General features: G+C 31.2%; 18 protein-coding genes. 1 reads left to right on the top strand and 17 read right to left on the bottom strand.

The genetic code is table 11. The features are described from left to right. Positions 1-31: 31 nt before the first annotated feature. The 8 genes from KEC48_RS13125 to KEC48_RS13090 all read right to left on the bottom strand — a co-directional run bounded on the left by KEC48_RS13125 (position 32) and on the right by KEC48_RS13090 (position 8,746). Positions 32-442, bottom strand: coding sequence for a hypothetical protein (locus KEC48_RS13125; RefSeq protein WP_087359357.1), 411 nt, complete (start codon positions 440-442; stop codon positions 32-34). A gap of 57 nt (positions 443-499) precedes the next feature. Then, positions 500-1,192, bottom strand: a complete 693-nt coding sequence (locus tag KEC48_RS13120) for a tRNA threonylcarbamoyladenosine dehydratase (RefSeq protein ID WP_249191366.1) — start codon at positions 1,190-1,192, stop codon at positions 500-502. A gap of 1 nt (position 1,193) precedes the next feature. Further along, a complete protein-coding gene (locus KEC48_RS13115) occupies positions 1,194-2,030 on the bottom strand; it encodes an ATP-binding protein (RefSeq protein ID WP_205090565.1) in 837 nt (278 codons plus the stop codon). 93 nt (positions 2,031-2,123) lie between these two features. Further along, the gene (locus KEC48_RS13110; protein WP_087359351.1) at positions 2,124-3,536 is read right to left on the bottom strand and encodes an amidophosphoribosyltransferase; all 1,413 of its coding nucleotides are present in this window, start codon (positions 3,534-3,536) and stop codon (positions 2,124-2,126) included. A gap of 132 nt (positions 3,537-3,668) precedes the next feature. Then, positions 3,669-4,109 (bottom strand): PH domain-containing protein, encoded by a 441-nt coding sequence (locus tag KEC48_RS13105; protein WP_211962851.1) that lies wholly within the window; start codon positions 4,107-4,109, stop codon positions 3,669-3,671. Positions 4,110-4,118: 9 nt separating this feature from the next. Continuing rightward, positions 4,119-5,411, bottom strand: coding sequence for an N-acetylmuramoyl-L-alanine amidase (locus KEC48_RS13100; protein ID WP_211962849.1), 1,293 nt, complete (start codon positions 5,409-5,411; stop codon positions 4,119-4,121). 92 nt (positions 5,412-5,503) lie between these two features. Next, the gene (locus KEC48_RS13095; RefSeq protein WP_211962848.1) at positions 5,504-6,622 is read right to left on the bottom strand and encodes an aldo/keto reductase; all 1,119 of its coding nucleotides are present in this window, start codon (positions 6,620-6,622) and stop codon (positions 5,504-5,506) included. Positions 6,623-6,682: 60 nt separating this feature from the next. After that, positions 6,683-8,746: a helix-turn-helix transcriptional regulator gene (locus tag KEC48_RS13090; protein WP_211962846.1), complete on the bottom strand. Its 2,064-nt coding sequence runs from the start codon at positions 8,744-8,746 to the stop codon at positions 6,683-6,685. Positions 8,747-8,919: 173 nt separating this feature from the next. On the opposite strand from KEC48_RS13090, the gene KEC48_RS13085 reads away from it, so the two are divergent. After that, on the top strand, positions 8,920-10,023 hold the full coding sequence (locus KEC48_RS13085; RefSeq protein ID WP_211962844.1) for a DUF362 domain-containing protein: 1,104 nt from the start codon (positions 8,920-8,922) through the stop codon (positions 10,021-10,023). Between the two features lie 75 nt (positions 10,024-10,098). Here KEC48_RS13085 and KEC48_RS13080 read toward each other — a convergent pair whose 3' ends face one another. The 9 genes from KEC48_RS13080 to argJ all read right to left on the bottom strand — a co-directional run bounded on the left by KEC48_RS13080 (position 10,099) and on the right by argJ (position 19,825). Beyond that, positions 10,099-10,947 (bottom strand): Rpn family recombination-promoting nuclease/putative transposase, encoded by an 849-nt coding sequence (locus tag KEC48_RS13080; protein ID WP_087360474.1) that lies wholly within the window; start codon positions 10,945-10,947, stop codon positions 10,099-10,101. Positions 10,948-11,130: 183 nt separating this feature from the next. Further along, positions 11,131-13,029 (bottom strand): ABC transporter permease, encoded by a 1,899-nt coding sequence (locus KEC48_RS13075; RefSeq protein WP_211962842.1) that lies wholly within the window; start codon positions 13,027-13,029, stop codon positions 11,131-11,133. After that, complete coding sequence (locus KEC48_RS13070) at positions 13,026-13,787, bottom strand: ABC transporter ATP-binding protein (RefSeq protein ID WP_087357087.1); 762 nt, start codon at positions 13,785-13,787, stop codon at positions 13,026-13,028. The genes KEC48_RS13075 and KEC48_RS13070 overlap by 4 nt, the downstream gene beginning before the upstream one ends. Before the next feature lie 99 nt (positions 13,788-13,886). Next, the gene (locus KEC48_RS13065) at positions 13,887-14,726 is read right to left on the bottom strand and encodes a sensor histidine kinase (protein WP_211962840.1); all 840 of its coding nucleotides are present in this window, start codon (positions 14,724-14,726) and stop codon (positions 13,887-13,889) included. 143 nt (positions 14,727-14,869) lie between these two features. Next, positions 14,870-15,547, bottom strand: a complete 678-nt coding sequence (locus KEC48_RS13060) for a response regulator transcription factor (protein ID WP_211962838.1) — start codon at positions 15,545-15,547, stop codon at positions 14,870-14,872. A 124-nt stretch (positions 15,548-15,671) separates the two neighbouring features. After that, a complete protein-coding gene (locus KEC48_RS13055; protein ID WP_211962836.1) occupies positions 15,672-16,544 on the bottom strand; it encodes an Rpn family recombination-promoting nuclease/putative transposase in 873 nt (290 codons plus the stop codon). A gap of 188 nt (positions 16,545-16,732) precedes the next feature. Beyond that, the gene (gene argF / locus KEC48_RS13050; protein WP_211962834.1) at positions 16,733-17,725 is read right to left on the bottom strand and encodes an ornithine carbamoyltransferase; all 993 of its coding nucleotides are present in this window, start codon (positions 17,723-17,725) and stop codon (positions 16,733-16,735) included. Positions 17,726-17,734: 9 nt separating this feature from the next. Next, entirely contained in the window at positions 17,735-18,595 is an 861-nt protein-coding gene (gene argB, locus KEC48_RS13045; RefSeq protein WP_211962832.1) for an acetylglutamate kinase, read from the bottom strand. Positions 18,596-18,607: 12 nt separating this feature from the next. Beyond that, entirely contained in the window at positions 18,608-19,825 is a 1,218-nt protein-coding gene (gene argJ / locus KEC48_RS13040; RefSeq protein WP_211962830.1) for a bifunctional glutamate N-acetyltransferase/amino-acid acetyltransferase ArgJ, read from the bottom strand. Positions 19,826-19,835: the final 10 nt, after the last annotated feature.

Here is a 19,835-nt window from a genome sequence, read left to right as displayed (position 1 = left end):
TTTTAAGAGAACAAAAACGACTAACTAAGAGTTAGCCATTGTTTTGTGGAGCATTAAGATTTGTAATGATTGCTAAAATAGTAAGGATATGACCTAATTTCGTATCTGAAATAGCTCTCATTGTTTCTCTAAATTCATTATTACCTTGATTATAAGTATGGGTACGATACTGTAAAAAAGAATTGATTTCTAATCTCAAAATTTCATTAAGAACAGCTCTATAACCACCTTGTAAATTCACATCAGGAATCATTGGATCATAATTAATGCCATATTCTAACTTATAAAAATAATTCAAATAAATAGCATTTTGTTCAGCATTTTTCGCAAATCTTAATAATGCCTCTTTTTCTTCCTGTGATGAAGCTAAAGCTGCTGCACGACGATAAAGTTGAGCCAAAAATTTTTCTGTATAAATATAAGATTGAAGTTGATCTCGCATCTTTGACACCTCAATTTAACATATGCCTATAAGCAAAAAATGTGAAAAAAGATTTGTCTATTTCAACAAATCTTTAATCACTTCACTCGCTATTAATAAACCGGCACTAGATGGAACAAAGGATGTACTACCCGGTATAACTCTTTTATTTGTTTGTTCATTGGATACTTGTGGTTTTAAAGGTTCTTCTTTGGAATAAACAACTTTTAAATGTTGAATGCCTCTTTTCTTTAATTCTCTACGCATCACTTTAGCTAGAGGACATACGGATGTTTTATAAATATCACTCACTTCTAGCATGGCTGGATTCATTTTATTCCCTGTTCCCATAGAACTTATTAAAGGAGTTTTCTGATCACAACGCATTGCTAATTCTATTTTGGAAGTAATCGTATCAATTGCATCTACGACATAATCATATTGTGTCAAATTAATATCATCTGCATTTTCTGGCAAATAAAACATTTCTAAAGTATGGACATCACAATCTGGATGAATAGATAAAATTCTTTCTTTCATGACTTCTACTTTCTTTTTACCAATCGTATCTTGTGTAGCAATGATTTGACGATTTAAATTAGAAAGCGATACTGTATCATTGTCTACTATTGTGATATGCCCGATTCCACTTCTGACTAGTGCTTCTACAACATAACCACCGACACCACCGACACCAAAAACAATCACATGTTTTTGATTTAATTGACAAATACAATCTTTTCCAACTAACAATTCAAATCTAGAAAACATATTATTCTCCTTTATCATAAGTATCTAAAAAATGATGTTTTCCCTGTTCATCACTATATGAAATAATGGTTGCCAGATTCACATTTTCTACACTCTTAAAAACATTCTTTTTCACATTAGGATTCATTGTTTCTAAATACTTTAATAAATTCTTCATTTCTTCTCTTTTTGAAGTATGATGCACTTCCCCTAGTTCTTCCATTTCTTCTGTAAAACGACAGGCACATTGAATAAATGATAAATCATTATAACGACACCAATGAATAATATCTTTTTCTTCAATCAAATACATCGGTCTAATCAGTTCCATTCCTTCAAAATTTGTACTATGTAATTTAGGCATCATTGTTTGTATTTGTGAACCATAGAACATCCCCATTAAAATTGTTTCAATAACATCATCAAAATGATGTCCTAAAGCAATCTTATTACATCCTAATTCCTTTGCTTTGGCATACAAAAAACCTCTACGCATTCTAGCACATAAATAACATGGTGACTTTTCAATATTTGTGACAACTTGAAAAATATCTGATTCAAAAAACTGTACAGGTATCCCCATAATTTTTGCATTTTCTTCAATCTTCTGACGATTCTTTTGATTATATCCTGGATCCATTGATAAAAAGACTAAACCAAAATCAAATTGACCATGTCTTTTAATTTCCTGTAATAATTTAGCCATCAACATAGAATCTTTTCCTCCAGAAATACACACTGCAATATTATCTCCCGGTTGAATTAAATCATATGTCTGAATAGCTTTTACAAACTTTCTCCATATAGGTTTACGATATTTTTTAATAATACTTTGTTCTATTTGTTTAACTCTATCCATACCCATCTCCTCGCTGTTTTATTTTACATGAATACATATAAAAAAACAATACAATCACTTCTTAAAGAAAAACAGAACGTTCATAACGCTCTGCTATTCTTTTCCATCCCAACAGTAAGTACATAACTTACATGGTTCAATACCTATAGATTCAATAAGATCATCTAAACGATGATATCTTAAAGATGTAAATTTCAATCTCTTACAAATTTCATCTAACATTTGTTGATATTTTTCACTATCTGGATTAGCATATTCTGCCAATACCTCATCAGTGACATCGCCTTGTTCTAAATCTTTAATGACACGTCTTGTAATAAGGTCTAATTCTGAATTAGAACGTGAAAAATTCAAATATTTACATCCAAACAGTATCGGTGGACAAGCTGGTCTAACATGGACTTCTTTAGCACCAGATTGATATAAGAATTCTGTTGTTTCTCTTAATTGTGTCCCTCTGACAATAGAATCATCAATTAACAATAAACTCTTATTTTTAATTAATTCTTTAACAGGAATTAATTTCATTTTCGCAATTAAGTTTCTTTGACCTTGACTTTGTGGCATAAATGAACGAGGCCAAGTTGGTGTATATTTAATGAATGGTCTTGCAAATGGGATACCAGATTCATTAGCGTAACCAATCGCATGTGCCAATCCTGAATCAGGAACTCCAGCGACACTATCAGGCTCAACTGTTCCTTGATCACGTTTCGCTAACATACTTCCACAATCATAGCGCATCTTTTCAACATTGACTCCTTCATATGTTGAAGTTGGATATCCATAATAAACCCATAAAAATGAACAAATTTTCATTTGATCATTAGGTTTGACTTTTTGTGTAAACCCATGAGGATAAATAAATCCAATCTCTCCAGAACCTAAATCCTTATAATGATGATATCCTAAATTTAAAAATGCTGAACTTTCAAAAGTGACACAATAAGCATCATCTTTTCTTCCAATAATCACAGGTGTTCTTCCTAATTTATCTCTAGCACAATAAATACCCTCACTTGTCATAATCAAAATACTCATAGATCCTTTGACAAGTTTTTGAGCATGTTGAATACCTTCTACAATAGATTCCTTTTGATTAATCAATGCTGCTACCATTTCTGTAGGATTAATTTCTCCCCCACTCATTTCTAAGAAATGTGTTTTTCCTTGTTCAAAACATAAAGTTCTTAATTCATCTAAATTATTAATTCTTCCTACAGTTGTAATCGCAAAAGAACCTAAATGTGAATTTACCAGTAAAGGCTGTGCTTCACTATCAGAAATACAACCAATCCCAATATTTCCAGCAAATTCTTCTACATCTTTTTCAAACTTTGTACGAAAAGGTGAATTTTCAATATTATGAATAGAACGTTGAAATCCATCCTTTCCATAAACAGCCATTCCACCCCTTCTTGTTCCTAGATGCGAATGATAATCTACTCCAAAAAACAAATCCATAACACAATCATTTTGTGATGCTACCCCAAAAAAACCACTCATACTGTTCCTATCTCCTTTGTTTATCAATTTACACACCTATTCTAATCAATTTCGCCATAAAAGTCTACAAACTTTTTATTATTTCACGACTTTTTTATCGTTATCTCCAAAGACAAAGTAGCCTTTTCGAGGCTACTTTGTCATAAAAATTCTTGAACGTCTTTCTAACTCTTGAATAAACTCCTGTTTTTTAACAGGTGAAATCAATACCTCACTATTTCCATTTCTTCCTTTTTGAGCTTTATATATCATATCTATACGATCCAATGATAAACCACAAGAACCTACGGGATTATGTGTTTCTTTAAAAGAGCGAATATCTAAATAAGGTATATCTTCATGGAAGAAATAACCATTTCTGATTTTCAGATAATCCTCATGAAATTCATAATAAGTCCAAAAAGTGCATATAACAAATAAAACATCAACTGGTATTAAAATAAATAATGTTAACCACATACCTAAATCATTGAATTGCCATGTAACTAATTTTAGCATGACATAGTTACACCAGATAATAATACCGATAGCTATAATCCACATTATACCTATCTTTGAACGATAACGTTTCATATGCCCTCCTTAAAAATAAGCATCTATTCCATCAGCAATGCCTTTTGCACATTTTGTTTGAAAAGCATCATCATTTAATAAACGATCTTCAGTTGGATTTGTGATAAATCCCATTTCTATATAGATAGATGGAACTTCACTCCAGTTAATCCCCGATAAATCATTACGATAAGAAACACCTCTACTTTTTAAGCCAGTAGCAGCACAATAAGATTGAATGACTTTTTGAGCCAGTTTAGATGATGCACTATAAATGGAAGAACAATAAGGATTATCACTTGCTGGAGCAATCGTATGTGCTCCTCTTGCACTTGAACCTGCACCATCACAATGCAAATGAATAACTGCTGCAGCATTATTGTTGTTACCTATCATCGCACGTTCTTTATTCGAAATATCAACATTCTGACTTGTCCTTGTCATAATGACTGTATAGCCTCGTGACTGCAATTCACTTCTTAATTTTAATCCAATTTCTAAAGTTGTTTGAGATTCTGGAATTTTCGTTGTTGTCCCTGTAGCTCCACCAGCAACTTTTGCCTTTTTTGTAGATGCTCCTGGTCCAATAGGTTCTAAAGAGCTGTTCCCCTGTCCCTGATGTCCCGGATCAATCACAATCACTTTATTATTAGCTGAAGGGACATATTGTTGTGTAGAAGTTGAAGATGAAGAAGATGATGAACTCTGAGATTTTGTAGCATCTTTTTTAACTTCCTCTTTTACTGTGACTTTCAATGTTTTTTCACTTTGATTATTATTTTTATCTACAGCTTTCACAACAACCTTATATGTTCCTGCTTTTTTCGTGTTGACATTATTTTCATATGTATAATAACCTGTCTGTTTATCTTTCACTTTATCTTTAGATACATATGTTAAAGGGCCATCAACAGAATCTTTAACAGATTGAATATACGATTTCACATCAAATGCATCTCCATATTCTATATTGACTGAATCCTTAGATAATTGAATTTCTGGTAACTTTGTATCTTTTACTTCAATAACATGTTCAAAGGTTTTACTTAAATCTCCTTTTGTCACTTTATACTCTAAAGTTTGTTGACCTAATGACATAGTATCTAAAGTTGGAGCCATCAATCTTCCACTTTGTTGATCAACAAAATCCTCTGCTTTGATATCACTTCCATATTCCACCACTGTCTGATCTGTAAACGTTAATTGAATAGAATCTAATATTTTCTGTCTTTGATCATTTTGATACCATATATAACCACCCATAGCTCCTGCAACGATAATGATTATAGCTAAAGCAACAATAATCCATTTCTTTTTTGCCATTCAACCCTCTCCCTTCATTATCTCTATTCTATCATCTTCATCGCATGAAAAAAAGAGTCGTTATCATAAATATAACAACTCTCATCATAAAATTAACCTTCAAAATCCTTAACAACTCTTTTTAAATCTTCTCTAATTGACAATTGTTGTGGACACATTCTTTCACACGCTCCACATTGTTGACAGTGACTAGCTTTTTCTTGATCACTCATCTTTTCATATTTTCCTTTAAATAATTTTTCATCATCATAAATAAAGCAATTATTCCAATACTTAAAGTTAGAAGGGATATTCACACCAAAAGGACAAGGCATACAATAACCACAACCTGTACATCCATTCTTTGTACGAGCATGTAATGTATCTGCCACCTTTTTTACAATCGCCATTTCTTCATCATTTAAGTTTTGATAATTTTCAAAAGTTTTCAGATTATCTTTCACTTGTGCTAATGTTGACATACCACTCAAAATCACTTTAACTCCCGGTAATGTGCCTACATAACGTAAAGCCCAAGAAGCTAATGTTCTTTTAGAATCATAATCTTGAAACATCTTTGTTACATCTGCTGGAAGGGTTGCTAAACTCCCACCTTTGATTGGTTCCATAACAACCAAAGGAACACCTAATTGATTAGCTAAATCAACGCCTTTTTGTCCTGCTTGAATATTCATATCCATATAATTTAATTGTAATTGACAAAAATCCCAGTGATGTGCTTTTAAGATTGTTTCAAAGACTGGATATTCATCATGAAAACTAAATCCTAAATACTTAATTTTTCCTTCTTGTCTTAATTGCTCACATAATTCAATAATATGATATTCCTTCACCTTTTCCCATTTTTTAGCATCCAAAGCATGTAATAAATAAAAATCAACATAATCTACACCTAATCTTTGCAATTGTGATTCAAAGATATCTTTGGCTTCTTCTTGACTATGGACATTCCAAATAGGTAATTTTGTAGCCAGAGTATATTGGTTACGATCATATTTCTTTAAAACACGTCCTACAAAAGGTTCACTATCTCCATTATGATATGGATAAGCTGTATCAATATATGTGACTCCATGTGAAATAGCCATATCCAGCATTTCTTCTGCTTCTTTTTCTTCAATATTTCCATTTTCATCTAAAGGGAAACGCATACAACCAAAACCAAGTAATGATGATTCTATTCCTAACTTTTCAAATTGTCTTCTTTCCATACTTGACCTCCTCACTTTTTATCATTATAAATCACAAACTATAAGTTATTCAATAACAACTCACTGTCTTTCAAAACGATAAAGCGTATTTTTTGAAACATCTTTTTTTAAAGGAGAGGACAATGCGATAAGTTGAATATCACCCGGTACACGATATTCCATTTTTCTTACCAGATAACATCCATCACCTTTCATAATTCGATATTGAGGAATATACCCACCTTCAATGATTTCACCAGTTGATTCATTTTCCATCCATGTATCAGCTTCTACTTCTACATAAAAGTCATCTATTGTCCCTGCTTTCACAACTATCATATTGATTTGGTCTGTCAATTGATAAATACTATCAGAAGTTTTCCCAATATCTACTTGATAAGCTAATCGTGTAATCTCAAAAAAATCTTGTGACTGGGTTTCTACCTTTAATAAATAATTGGTGTTTTGAAATTTTTTTAAGGAAGCATCTTGTTTTAATAATGTTTTCATTTCATTGATTTGTTTCACAGCCTTTTCTTCCATATCATGATTGATTTGTTGTTGAACATCAGGATCTTCTTTATATGTTGTACAAAACAACTCTACAGGTATTTGATCTTCTACATTAACAATCGTTATCGTTCCTCCTGAAGCAATAAGTCCCTCATCATTTAAATCACAATTTTTATTTAGTGCAATAACATAACATGGTATACCATACTCATTTTTACATACAATAGCTGTTGTTCCAAACTGTTCAATTTGTGAAGATTCAAATGCCATTATTTGATTATGACTATGAATTTCTACTTTTCCATTATTAACACTGACTTCATAATTTTGATCTTGATTATCTTGCGTTATCCAATTTCCAGATAATGTTGATAAAACATAATAATATGATATACCATTTCCTCTATCGCCATAGGTCGCTATAAAAGCTTGTTGTTGATGATTATGATCATCATAACTGACAAGATTATTATCACCATTCAACCATAGCGTTGAAATATTTTCTCCTTGAGCATCATAGATGCCATTGGCTTTTCCAAAACATAAAAAAGTATAATGTAAATCTTTAAATTGTCCTGTTGTTTTATTTTGTTTAAGAATCAGTTGACTTGATAAATCTGGTGATAAAGAATAATAAGTATGATAGGGCGATAAACGACTTCCCACACCCCATAGAATAACAAAGATGATTCCTATTGATAAACTTCCAATGATGTAAGTCTGATGTGACCTTTGTTTCTTATCAATAAAGATGAAGATATATAGAGATATAATCATTCCTGCAACAACAATCCATTCTAAAGCATCAAAAAAATATTCAAAACCGATTCTTTTTAAAATAACAACATATCCTACTTCTAAACATGTTAGTAATACAAAAATAATCAAAGATATCATTTTTATCCATAATTGTATTTTCTCTTGATAAGAGATAGGAGCATGTATGCTTGTTGTAGATTGTTGTTGTATGTAGGACAAATCTTCATGTAAAATAAAGAGATTTTTATTTTGAATTTTTAAAACTATATAATCATTAAAATTCCATATATCTTGAATATCTTGATAGAAATATGATATTTTATTTCCATCTTGAATATAATCAAATGATTGTTGATGTAGTTGATATTGAATATCTTTAGGCTTATAAAAATGTGTTTGTAATACCAGTTTGACTTTTAGACTTATTAAACACAATAAACCAAATATCATCATAACAAGTCCTATAATATCAAAATGGTGTTGTAAATAACGATTTAAAAGATAGATTGCATAACCTCCACAAATGAGTAAACATCCAACTAAAATTGTCATAATGAATAAAGGTTGTTGATTATAAATCATCTGTTGAAGATATGTTTTATACATAGATCGTTTTATTGTCATTGTTTGATAGTGATATGTAGGCATCTTTGTTTTTTCCAAACTATCCTCACCATTCAATAATTCATCTACTGTCACATCTAAAATTCTAGCCAACTCTTTTAATAATGAAATATCAGGCATACTTGTTCCGGTTTCCCATTTTGAAACAGCTTTATTTGTAATAAGTAAAGCATCAGCCAATTGTTTTTGTGTCATTCCTTTTGCTTTACGTTTATAAGCTATATATTGTCCAATTTTTTGACTATCCATTTTTATTCCTCCCATCTTTCATTATCCTATTTCTTAACAAAATAACAACCAGTCAACGAGAGATTGACTCTCCTATGAGTAGAATTATAACATGTTTTTCATAATTTGATGACTATCTTCCATTTTTTTGAAAAAAGAGTAAAATAAAAAAGAGTATTGAGGAGGATAAATAGATGGAAAAATCAAAAGTTTATTATTGTGATATGCATACAGGAAGAATGAATTTGCCTGAAAAGTTAAAATATTTAATGAAAAAAGCTGGTTTTGAAAATATTGATTTTGAGGATAAATATACTGCAGTCAAAATTCACTTTGGTGAACCCGGTAATTTGGCTTATTTAAGACCTAACTGGGCTAAAGTTGTTTGTGATTATGTGAAAGAATTAGATGGAAAAGCTTTTTTAACAGACTGTAATACTTTATATGTTGGTGGTAGAAAAAATGCTTTAGACCATTTAGATAGTGCATATACTAATGGATATAATCCTTTTCAAACAGGTGTGCATACGATTATTGCTGATGGATTAAAAGGAACTGATGAAGCTTTAGTTCCTGTTAATGGAGAATATGTAAAAGAAGCAAAAATTGGTCAAGCTATTATGGATGCTGATATTATTATTTCTTTAAATCATTTTAAAGGTCATGAATTAACTGGTTTTGGTGGTGCTTTAAAAAACATTGGTATGGGATGTGGTTCTCGTGCTGGTAAAATGGAAATGCATAGTGCTGGTAAACCAACTGTTCATCAGGAATTATGTATTGGATGTGGACAGTGTATTAAAATTTGTGCTCATGATGCTCCTAAGATTACAGACGGAAAAGCAAAAATTGATCATAATCAATGTGTCGGTTGTGGAAGATGTATTGGTGTATGTCCTAAAGATGCGATTAAAGCAAGTATGGATGAAGCTAATGATATTTTAAATTATAAGATTGCTGAATATACAAAAGCTGTTGTTGATGGTAGACCATGTTTCCACATTTCTCTTGTCATTGATGTATCTCCATATTGTGATTGTCATGCTGAAAATGATATTGCGATTGTTCCTGATGTTGGTATGTTTGCATCATTTGATCCAGTCGCTTTAGATCAGGCATGTGCTGATGCTGTTAATAAACAACCAGCTATTAAAAATAGCTTATTAGACAAGCATGGACATACTCATCATGATCATTTCACTGATGTTTCACCTGAAACAAACTGGAAATCATGCCTTGAACATGCTGAAAAAATTGGACTTGGAACACGAGAATATGAACTTATTGAAATTAAATAATTCTTTTTATCAGATGTGCTCAAAATACCTTTAAATTCTAAAAGGCATCATACGCTTATGTATGATGCCTTTTGCTTATAACCATTTTAATACATCTTCTTCGTTATGTATTTCAAATATATGGATAATAATACTATCAAGCGTTTCTTCTTTACTATTAACAATCTTCATCTCTAAATCTGGTGTGAGTTTGCCTAATAGTTTTTCTAACAATTTCAAAACAACACTTAATTTTCCTTTTTTCTCTGCATCTTTCCAGAATGAATACATTTCCACCGTTCCTTCTTCTCCTTTCATTTTTTTCAGTATGTCTTCTCTCCCTGTCAATGTTGCCAATACTCTGGCTACGGCTTTTGTAATGATCATCTTCTTTAATCCTTCTTCATCTTTTCTCCATATTGTCTTTAATCCACTGATGACCTTTTTATTGTCTTCATTTTTCAGCAGGTTTTCATCCATCTCCTTCATGTCTACTACCCTCATCTTCCAGTCATTCTGTTTTCTCTTGATTTCCTCTGGTCCTTTGACTCTTTCCAGCAATGATGTCACGGCATTCCATTTCCCTTCGCCATGAAACAATACGACACTCATCACTGGCATCAGCATATGATTCTTGAATCGCTTGTCCTGCATGTTGTAGACCAGTGCATCATAAAGCAGTGTTCTTGATGCCATTGTAAAGTCAACACAGCTTTGAGCTTCAAGAATCAAGATAGCTTGAAAATCCTTTCTTTCCCACATCATGATGACATCATGGGTGCGTTCCTTAGAAAGAAAGTCACCAATAAATATCTCTCTGGAATCAAGAGGGTGAAGGTCACAGGGATGGATGATAGCATGACCATCAAAGAAAAGAGCATTCATGAAGTCAGCAAAACGCATAGGATAAGAGAAGAAATCCTTTAACACATGATCTTTTTTCATCAACGAATCCCTCCTATAGAGGAGAGGCTAAACATATTATACACAAATCATTGCTTATAGTAAACACTATATAATATTTCTAACCTCTCTATTATTTATATACACAAAAATATTTCATTTTTCTTTTTTTATTTTCAATTTTATATAAAAAACCCACTTTTTTCTAAGTAGGCTTTTAAGTTTCTATAGTTTTTCATAAATTCCAGCATTTTGACAATATATGACAATGGACAATCCATAACATAATATGAAAAAGATACTAATAACTCCAACACTTAAAATATTTGTCATTAATAAATCTGTCTGCATCATATTAGCAAGAGCATGAACTGAAAAATACGATGATACACTCATAATCAAAAATGGATCTATATAAATAAATAATAATTCTTTTTGAATACCTTTCTTTAACGTCTTTTGACTAATTCCAATCTTCTTTAAAACACGATAACGTTCTTTTTCTTCAAATGCATCATTATAAAGCTTCATAAAAATGATACTGCCACTTGCAAAAATAAACACCATAAACATAAAGATACAAACAGGATATAACATTTTTATCCATTGAATAGAATCATTCTCAGTATCCATCTTAATCATTCCCACATAATCCGGCTGATTTTGTATGTCCTGTAAAGATGCATTAACCATTTTAGGATTATCAATTTTATAATTATAGACATATAATGATGTTCCTATAGATTTTAAATCTTCAAATTCCTCATCACTCACACAATAAAACGATACTTGTTCTTGAAGATAACCTAAATAAGGAACTTGTGTACTGGCGATAGTTTGATAAGTTTTATGATTCAAAACAACATCTTCTAATCGACCATCTGTTAGTAATGTCATTAAATATTGATGTTGTAAATCTATAACTTGATTATCTTGAAGTTGAGGTAAATCAAATTCCTGTTTAGAATCCTTAGCTAATTGTTTTAATTGTGAATAAGGAATCACAACATAACTGTTATCTTCATATTTTTCATTTACCAATGAAGGATCTATTTGTACAATTTCAATATGAGATTGATACTCTATATCATTATGTTTTTCTATTTCTCCAGCAAATTCATTTTGCAAATGATCTTTTTGGCTAAATATCTGATAAGTGTATATATTTTCAAAATCATGAATTGTCTGATAACGATCATACATAGCGACTCCAGTTGCTAGAGCAGTGACAGAACAAATCATCAAAACTGTGACAATAGCATAAGTTCGATAATTTTTCTTCATACGATAAATCATTTGATTCATCCATAATGTTCTTTGATATCTATAAAGAAAAGTTTTATGTGAAGCTAAACTTTGATAAGTTAAAGGAACAAAGCCCCCAAACAACAAATAAACACCAACAATCACAAGAACCACAGCTAATAATGAATTAGACATGGTTTCCATACCACCCTTTTTAATAGCAAAATAATATCCTAAAACAAGAATGATTATTCCTAATAGTGCTTTTAAAAAGAGAATGATTTTATTTTGTTTAATGTATTCATTTTGACGATTAGCACTGACCATATCTAAGACACTGCTTCGTATTAAATTCACGTATCCTTTGAATACAAAAATGAAATAAACAATGAAATAAAGAATACAACTCCATAAAACAGCTGATAAGGATACCTGAAATGTTAATTGGACTTCTATATCTGAAATTGTTATTAAAATCATTGTAAACAATTGTGAAACTAAAATTCCAAATCCTATTCCCATAACCAAAGAAACCAAACCAATCATTAATGTTTCTAACATATATAATTTCCCAATTCTTTGATTAGTGAGTCCCATAAAAATATAGATTCCTATTTCCTTTTTACGCTTTGTCAAAAAAACATTTGTTGCATACCAAACAAAGAAAAACATAAAACAAGATAAAACAATAAGAACACACTGAATAACAATCTTTAAATTACGACTATTCATTTGACCTAATGACTCCATAATGGGTGAAGCCATAAGATTAAAAAAATTAAATATAATCAAAACAGTGAATGCTAGTGAAGCAATTAAAGAAATATAATTTTTAAGACTTGCTTTAAAATTAATAAAAGACAATTTGACAAGACTCATGCAAAATCACTTCCCATAGCAATCTGTGTATCAATAATACGATCATACAATTCTTTTCGACTATCTCCTCTTGTTAAACGACATTTCATCATGCCATCACTTAAAATATACACATCTTTTGCATAAGAAGCACTGAAAGGGTCATGTGTAACCATGAGGATCGTTGCTTTTCCTTCATCATTAATCATTTTTAAACGTTCTAATAAATCACGACTAGAACGTGAATCTAAAGCTCCCGTAGGTTCATCTGCAAATAGTATTTCTGGTTCACTAATTAAAGCTCGACAAGTTGCTCCTCTTTGTTTTTGTCCACCTGACAGTTGATAAGGATATTTTTTTAAATGCTCTTTTAAACCAAAGATAGAAGCTAAGTTTTCACTTTTCGCTATACAAACTTGAGATGAAACACCATTGAGGGATAATGGTAAAGCAATGTTATCTTGTAAAGTCATTGTATCTAATAAATTATAGTCTTGAAAAATAAATCCTATCTTATCCCTTCTTAGTTTTGATAATTCTTTATTTTTCATTTTTGTTATATCTTTACCATCTAATAAAACCATTCCCTGTGTAGGTTTATCAATCGTTGATAAAATATTCAGTAAAGTCGTTTTTCCACTTCCACTAGGTCCCATAATTGCAATAAAATCATTTTGATAAATCGTTAAATCAATTCCTTTTAATACTCTTGTCTGAAATCCTCTTGTCCCATAATTTTTCACAAGACCTTTGATTTCTACAATCTTTTTTCTATCCATAAATTATTCCTCCTAACACCTTCATTGTAAAATAGAACCTCTTTGAAATCCTTACATTTCCCTCACAATAACCTAGCTTATCTTACATTGATTGAAAGGTTAGCGATAAAAATAATCTCTTTGATCTTGAAAAGATATTTTTACTTTTGTGTATCTTTGATACTCACTTTCTACCTCGATTTGATGTCCTAACTGAGATATCATTTTTTTCACCATATATAATCCCATTCCTGTCGATTTATATTGCCCATTATGATGATTCATACCTGTATAGCCTTTATCAAAAATTCTTGGTAAATCCTGTGTTTGAATACCTTCACCATTATCCTCAATCCATAAATCAATATCTTTTTCCTGTTGTTGTATCCATACTTTTAAACAAGGACTTTCTTTGGCATATTTAATAGCATTACTCATAATCTGATCTAATATATAAACTAACCATGTTTGATCACTATAAACTTGAACATCTTCCACTTGTACATTGATCTCAAAATGCTTTTTGATAAAGAAAAAGCGATTGTTTTTTAATGATTGGTAGACACAATCTCTTAAAGAAACAGGCTTCATATTGATATCATATAATTGACTTTGAATTCTTGTAATGATTAAAACTTGATTGAGATATTGATTCATTTTTTCTAATTGTTCCTGCATATCTTCTTTTTGTTGAAAATGAGAATTTTTTTGATTCATTAATAAACTGGCAGATAGCGGAATCTTCATTTCATGACACCATTTTGCAATATAATCTTGAAGATCATAATTTGCCTGATATTGTGTATTGAGTTGTTCTTGAAGTATTGTGATATCATGATAAGCAATATCAATATTTTCATAGCGATCAAACTGTGAAGCAATGATTTCTTTTGAGTTAAGATATTCTTTCTTTTTATCTTGAAGATGTATTTCTTTGAAAAAATCTATAAGTAAAAACATTGTAAGTAAAATAATAATGACTACATCTAAATAAATAAGGTATTGTATATTAGCATGTGGTATTAAGTATATAAAATAAAGGTTATATGATAATATAATGAAAATAATGATCAGTAGATAGACATAATATTTTTGAATATATTTCATGGAATGTAATAGCCCTTTCCTTTTTTTGTATAAATAATATCTTGATGGCATGTTTCTTTGAGTTTTGTTCTTAAACGTGATATAAGCACAGTAAGGGAATTATCTGATATAAATTCATCCGTATTCCACAATGTTTCCATAAGTTCTTGTCTTGAAACAACATTTCCTTTTGATTCTAATAACAAACATACAATTTGACTTTCAGATTTTGTTAGAGGTATTTCTTTTTCATAATAAAAGAAGCTGCCTTTCATTTTATCAAAATATATATTTTCATTAATACGCATCTGATCTTTCACTTTATATTGATACGTTCGTCTAAGAATGGCTTCTATTTTTGCTTTTAAAAGTTCTAAATGAAATGGTTTATCAACATAATCATCTCCACCTTGTAAGATGGCTCTGATTTTATCATGATCATCATTTCGACTGCTGATAAAAATAATGGGAACTTCTGATATATTTCTGATTTGTGTACACCAATAAAATCCATCATAATAAGGCAAATTAATATCCATTAAGATTAAGTGTGGCTTATAATTCATAAAATCTTGCATAATATTCTCAAAATGTGTTGCTGTAACTGCTTGATAACCCCATCTTATCAAAAAATCTTTGATTTCACGTGCAAGTATATCATCATCTTCAACAATCATTATATGTATTGGATTCATCAAATCACCTCTCATCTTAAAACTATTATATCGTTTTCTTATCACTATAAAAAGAAAAAAGCATAATATTACAAAACTGTAACATTATGCTTAAAATTGACCTATTTAAGAAAGCAAATTTTGCTTATAACCATTTTAATACATCTTCTTCATTATGTATTTCTAAAATATGTATTCCTATTGTATCAAGACTTTCTTCACTACTTTTTTCTAACTTGATTTCCAGCTCTGGTGTAAGCTTCCCTAAGATTTTCTTTAATTGTAGCAGGATTAAACCTAACTTCCCTTGTTGTTTTCCTTTTTCCATACCTGATTTCTCTGCATCTTTCCAGAATGAATACATTTCCACTGTTCCTCCATCTCCTTTCATTTTTTCCAGTATATCTTCTCTCCCTGTCAATGTTGCCAGTACTCTGGCTACCGCTTTTGTAATGATCATCTTCTTCAATCCTTCTTCATCTTTTCTCCATATTGTCTTTAATCCACTGATGACCTTTTTATTGTCTTCATTTTTCAGTAGATTCTCATCCATCTCCTTCATATCCACAACTCTCATCTTCCAGTCATTCTGTTTTCTCTTGATTTCCTCTGGTCCTTTGACTCTTTCCAGCAATGATGTCACGGCATTCCATTTCCCTTCGCCATGAAACAATACGACGCTCATCACTGGCATCAGCATATGATTCTTGAATCGCTTGTCCTGCATATTGTAGACCAGTGCATCATAAAGCAGTGTTCTTGATGCCATTGTAAAGTCAACACAGCTTTGAGCTTCAAGAATCAAGATAGCTTGAAAATCCTTTCTTTCCCACATCATGATGACATCATGAGTACGTTCCTTAGAAAGAAAGTCACCAATAAATATCTCTCTGGAATCAAGAGGGTGAAGGTCACAGGGATGGATGATAGCATAACCATCAAAGAAAAGAGCATTCATGAAGTCAGCAAAACGGATAGGATAAGAGAAGAAATCCTTTAACACATGATCTTTTTTCATCAACGAATCCCTCCTATAGAGGAGAGGCTAAACATATTATACACAAATCTTTGCTTATAGTAAACATCATATAATATTTCTAACCTCTCTATTATTTATATACGCAAAAATATTTCATTTTTCTTTTTTTATTTTTCAATTTTATACAAAAATCTTCTATAAATAAAAAAAGCCGTTAAAAAACAGCTTTATCTATTCCCTATTGTTGCAACCATAACAGCCTTTATAGTATGCATTCTGTTTTCTGCTTCATCAAAAACAACAGATTGTGAAGATCTGAAAACTTCATCCTCTACTTCTCTAATATCAATACCTTCTTTATATTTTATCTTTGCTACTTCCGTTTCAAAATCATGAAAAGAAGGTAAACAATGCATAAAAAGCGTTGTTTCTTTTCCAGTTTTTTTCATCATTTGGGTTGTGACTTTATAAGGTGATAACATTTCAACTCTTGGTTTATACAAAGCTTCATCTTCACCCATACTTACCCAAATATCTGTATAAATCACATCTGCATCTTTAACCGCATCATCAATATTATCTAAAATTTCTATTTTTCCACCTGATTTTTTTGCTTCCTGTTGGCAATAAGCAAAAACCTCTGGATCAACCTGTAAATCTTTTGGTCCTAAGCATACAAAATGCATTCCCATCTTAGCTGCACCATACATTAAACCATAACAGACATTATTACGAATATCCCCTGTAAAAACAAATTTCACTTTGTTTAAAGGTATATGAAGATGTTCTTCTATTGTCATAAAATCAGCAAGTGTCTGAGTTGGATGATCAACATCTGTTAAGCCATTCCATACTGGAACCCCTGAATATTTTGCTAAATCTTCAACAGTTTTTTGGGCAAAGCCTCTAAATTCAATACCATCATACATTCTTCCTAAAACTTTCGCTGTATCCTCTAAAGATTCTTTTTTCCCCATTTGTGAGTTACTCAAGAATGTCACATGGCCTCCTTCATCTAAAGCAGCCACTTCAAATGCACAACGTGTACGTGTAGATGTTTTTTCAAACAGCAAAACAATGTTCTTTCCTTTTAAAGATTCACCAATTTTCCCCTCTTTTTTTTCTTTTTTTAATTGATGTGCTAAATCCAATAAATAACGAATTTCTTCTTGAGAATAATCTTTCAAAGTTAAAAAACTTCTATTCTTTAAATTAACCATATAATCCTCCTATCTTGTAAACATTGTTCCAATTCCATCTTTTGATAACATTTCAATCAAAATAGAATGAGGAATACGACCATCAATAATCACTGCTTTTTTAACGTTTTCGCGAATGGCCCTCACACAACATTCTACTTTAGGAATCATACCACCACTAATAATCCCTTTATCTGTTAATCCTTTCACTTCATAGACATGAACTAAAGGAATTAGTGTTGATTCATCTTCTTTATCCATCAATAATCCCGGTATATCACTTACTAGAATCATATTTTCAGCTTGAACTTGAGCAGCAATCTCAGCAGCAGCTGTATCAGCATTAATATTATAAGTATGACCTTCTTCATCTAAACCTACACTTGAAACAACAGGAATATACCCTTTATCCAATAAGTCCATGATAATATGGGCATTGATTTTTACAATATCTCCTACATAACCTAAATCATCTTCACATTCATGTTTTTTCGCAACGATTAACTGGTTATCAATGCCACTGATTCCAACTGCATTTCCACCTTTTTGCATAATCAACTTCACAAGATCCTTATTTGTTTTTCCAGCTAAAACCATTTGAACAACATCCATCGTTTCTTCATCAGTATATCGTAAACCATGAATAAACTGAGATTCCTTATTCATTTTCTTTAAAGTTTGATTAATCTCTGGTCCACCACCATGTACTAAAATAACTTTAATCCCAATTTCAGACAATAAAACAACATCTTGAATAACATTCATTTTCAATTCTTCATTAATCATAGCATTTCCACCATATTTAATCACAACAATCTTATCATGATATTTTTGAATATATGGTAAAGCCTGAGATAAAATTTCTGCTTTGACAATTGCGTTTTGATTCATAATCATTCCCCTTTATGTGCGATAATCCCCATTGATTTTGACATAATCATAAGTCAAGTCACATCCCCATGCAACAGCTTCAAACTCACCATCATGCAAATCAACAATCACTTCTATTTCATCTTCACTTAAGATCTGAGCAGCTTTTTCCTCACTAAAAGGATAGCCACCACCATTTTCACAAACACGAATTTTCCCCTTAATACTTTTTAAATCGACATCAATTTTCTGAATATCATATTGTGCTGGACTATAACCAATAGCACATAAGATACGACCCCAATTCGCATCTTGACCAAACATAGCCGCCTTGAATAATGAACTTGTAATAACAGATTTTGCTACAACTTTTGCATCTTTTAATGTCTGTCCATGCAAAACTGTACATGTTAATAGCTTTGTTGCTCCTTCGCCATCTTTCGCAATCGCTTTAGATAATTTCGTACAAATATACATCAATGCTTCTTTAAAAACATAATAATTTTCATCTTTTTGTGTAATCTCTTGATTTTGAGCCAATCCATTACACATCAATGTTAACATATCATTTGTTGATGTATCACCATCCACACTGACCATATTAAATGTATCATCAACAACTTCATGAATGACTTCATTTAACATCTCTTTATTAATCGCAACATCGCTTGTCACAAAAGCTAACATTGTTGCCATATTGGGATGAATCATCCCACTTCCCTTAGCGATTGCTCCAATGTGACAAATTTTATCACCAATTTTCAACTCAACCGCATACTCTTTTTTAACAGTATCTGTTGTCATGATTCCTTCACAGGCATCACTGCTTCCTTGTGTAGATAGAGATTGAACCAATTGTTCCATATGATTTTCAAATGGTTCAATACTTAAAGGTTGTCCAATCACACCTGTGGAAGCAACCACAATATCATCGCTATCAATGCCTAATGCCTGTCCACATAATTGACAAATTTTATCAGCAATCTCCTTACCATTAGGATTACATGTATTGGCATTACCACTATTACAAATAATAGCTTTGGCTTCAAGATTCTTTAAATGCTGTTGTGTGACATAGATGGGTGCCCCTTTCACCTTGTTTTGAGTATATGTACTCGCACAATGGCACATAACATCACTGACAATTAAAGACAAATCTTTTTTACTTTTATTTTTTCTAATACCACAATGGATTCCAGAGGCTTGAAATCCTAGAGGGGCACACACCCCTCCATCAATATCTTTAAACATATATTTTCCC

It is taken from the genome of Clostridium sp. C1 (assembly GCF_018223625.1).
Lineage (GTDB): Bacteria > Bacillota_I > Bacilli_A > Erysipelotrichales > Coprobacillaceae > Allocoprobacillus.
The sequence above is the reverse complement of the archived record's forward strand: the minus strand, read 5'-3'. Positions and strand labels throughout refer to the sequence as shown.